We start from the raw sequence: 2983 nt of genomic DNA, 5'->3' as shown, positions 1-2983 counted from the left end.
TGCACAGGGTGCGGAGCCTGCGTTATCAACTGTCCGGTTACAAAGATCATTTATCCTGTAGAGATCGACGAGGTAGAACTGAATAAAAAAGACAGGGACATCGTTGAGGATATTCTTGAGAAACACATTGATCAGCAGGGTAATCTGATGCCGGTACTGCAGGAGATAGACAAACATTACAGTTACCTGCCGAAAGATGTCATCCGTTACGTTTCAACGAAGCTCGAAATCAGTATTACAGATATCTACAATATCGCCACTTTCTACAATTCCTTCAGTCTTGAGCCTCGAGGCAGACATAAAGTCAGCATCTGCATGGGAACAACATGTTACGTCAAAGGAGCGGAAAAACTCATGCAGCGCACATGCGAGGAGCTTGATGTTGAACCCGGAGGCACAACGGAAGATTTAAGGTTCACTGTGGAGGCGGCAAGGTGCATCGGCTGCTGCAGCCTGGCGCCGGCTATCATGATCGATGACCGGGTTTACGGCAGGGTCAAACTGAATGATCTCTCAAAAATACTGAAGGATTACGAATGAGCGCCATGAATAAGAAAATACTGGATCAGCTCGCACAGAATGGTTTAAAATCGCTTTATCCGGAACAGATCAGAATCTCCGTCGGAATGGCGACATGCGGTCTGGCTACTGGAGCTCAGGCGGTTTTTGATCAATTCGAGAAAATCCTTGAACAAACAGATTTAGATGCTGTCCTTTCGAAGACCGGATGCCTTGGTTTCTGCCAGAGGGAACCGATCGTCGATCTTTTCATCCCTGGAATTCCCAGGCTGACGTATATCGAAATGACGCCGGAGATAGTCATTGATTTCATGGACGCGCTTCAAAACGCTACAATCCCGAAGGTCAATCTTCTCTGCAGGTACGATAAGGAACTTCTGCTCGATGATGTTTTCAGACAATATGATCTGTCTGAAAAAAAACAGGATGAACTGTCAGAAATTCCTCTGTACGAGGATATCCCGTTTTTCGCTAAACAGCAGAAGATCGCCCTTAGAAACTGCGGGATAATAGATCCGGGTTCTATAGGGGAGTACATCGCGAGGGGCGGATACAGAGCCCTTTTAAAAGTGCTCGGGAAAATGTCGCCCGAAGCTCTGATAGAAGAGGTCAAATGTTCAGGTCTGAGGGGAAGGGGCGGCGGAGGTTTCCCCACCGGTCTGAAATGGCAATTTACCCGCAAAACTGAAGCAGAAGATCGATATATCGTCTGTAACGCGGATGAAGGTGACCCCGGAGCTTATATGGACAGATCGATTCTCGAAGGTGACCCACATTCCATAATAGAAGGCATGATCATCGGCGGATACGCTATCGGGGCCTCCACAGGATTTATTTATTGCAGAACGGAATACCCGCTGGCCATTGAAAGACTGGTAGCAGCTTTGGATCAGGCACACGAGAACGGTCTGCTCGGGGAGAATATCTTCGATTCAGGGTTCTCATTCGATATCCAGATCCGCGAGGGCTCAGGAGCATTTGTCTGCGGGGAAGAGACTTCGCTCATGCATTCTATAGAAGGAGTATCTCCGGAACCCGGGAATCGCCCTCCTTTTCCCTCCGAGTCCGGTCTGTGGGAAAACCCTACGAATATCAACAATGTCGAGACCTGGGCGAACATCCCGGCGATAGTTACCAAAGGCAGCAGCTGGTATGCAGGCATAGGCACTGAGAAATCAAAGGGTACCAAAGTATTTTCGCTTGTGGGAAAAGTGAGGAACAACGGCCTTGTAGAAGTACCGATGGGAATATCACTCAGAGAGATCATCTACGAAATCGGCGAGGGAATCCCCGATGACAGGGAGTTCAAAGCTGTCCAGACGGGAGGGCCTTCTGGAGGATGCATCCCTGCATCACTTCTTGACCTTCCGGTGGATTATGAAAGGCTTGCTGAAGCGGGTTCAATCATGGGATCCGGAGGCATGGTGGTTATGGATTCCGATACCTGTGTTGTGGATATAGCGCGGTATTTCCTCGAATTCACAAATGACGAATCCTGCGGTAAATGCACTTCATGCCGGGACGGAAGTAAGCTGATGCTTGATATACTCTCAAGGATAACAGAAGGTGACGGCAAACCTTCAGATGTCGATTTCCTACTTGAACTGGGAGAGGCTGTAACGGACGCCTCCCAGTGCGGGCTGGGTCAGACACTCGCGAACCCGGTGCTGTCCACCATAGAGTATTTCAGGGACGAGTACGACGCGCATATAGAAAAGGCCGTATGCCCCGCGCACGTGTGCAAAGCACTGGTTGTATACAGGATCGATGCTGATGCCTGCACAGGATGCACCCTCTGCGCGAGGAACTGCCCCTCAGACGCGATAACCGGGAAAGTGAAAGAGCCGCATCTGATCGATTCAGATAAATGTACAAGGTGCGGGTTCTGTTACGATGTATGTAAATTCAACGCGATAATAGTGGAGTAGCAAGGCATGGAAGAAAGCAAAATGATCAAACTCACCATCGATGATCAGTCCGTAGAATTCGAGAAGGGAACGACTCTTCTTGAGGCCTGCAAAGAACTCGATATAGCCATTCCGACCCTCTGTTATCACGAGGCGCTTTCTCCCTACGGTTCCTGCCGTTTATGTCTTGTTGAGATTGAACAGAATGGAAGAGTATCCATTCAGACATCCTGCAATTACCCTGTGCAGGAGGGCATGACGGTAAGGACATCTACGGAAAGGGTTCTGAAATCCCGAAAGATCATGATGGAACTCCTGCTCGCAAGGTGTCCAGATTCAAAGAATATCAAATGTCTTGCCGAAGAAATGGGTATAACTCAGACCCGGATAGAACCGAAGAACGAGGACTGCATTCTATGCGGCCTGTGTGTACGAATGTGCAAAGAGCGGATGGGAAAGGGAGTCCTCGGATTCTCAGGCAGAGGAAGCAAACGGCTCGTGTCTCCCGCCTTCGATGAAACATCGGATGAATGCCAGACATGCGGAGCCTGCTACAA

Annotated in this window: 3 protein-coding genes; all 3 read left to right on the top strand. The window is 49.2% G+C overall.

The genetic code is table 11. The features are described 5' to 3' along the window. Positions 1-540: NADH-quinone oxidoreductase subunit NuoE (gene nuoE, locus K8S15_04895; protein MCD4775374.1), on the top strand; the 540-nt coding region annotated here is incomplete at its 5' end. Then, positions 537-2447: an NADH-quinone oxidoreductase subunit NuoF gene (locus K8S15_04890; GenBank protein ID MCD4775373.1), complete on the top strand. Its 1911-nt coding sequence runs from the start codon at positions 537-539 to the stop codon at positions 2445-2447. The genes nuoE and K8S15_04890, both read left to right, overlap by 4 nt. Positions 2448-2453: 6 nt before the next feature. Then, positions 2454-2983 (top strand): (2Fe-2S)-binding protein (locus K8S15_04885; GenBank protein ID MCD4775372.1); only part of this gene is annotated, 530 nt, incomplete at its 3' end.

The organism is Candidatus Aegiribacteria sp. (assembly GCA_021108005.1).
Lineage (GTDB): Bacteria > Fermentibacterota > Fermentibacteria > Fermentibacterales > JCC-6 > Aegiribacteria.
This window is presented reverse-complemented; position numbering and strand designations above follow the sequence as displayed.

What these genes read in the sequence shown, in the direction of transcription:
- K8S15_04890 (MCD4775373.1), top strand. Translation starts at nt 537, where the DNA reads ATGAGCGCCATGAATAAGAAAATACTGGATCAGCTCGCACAGAATGGT.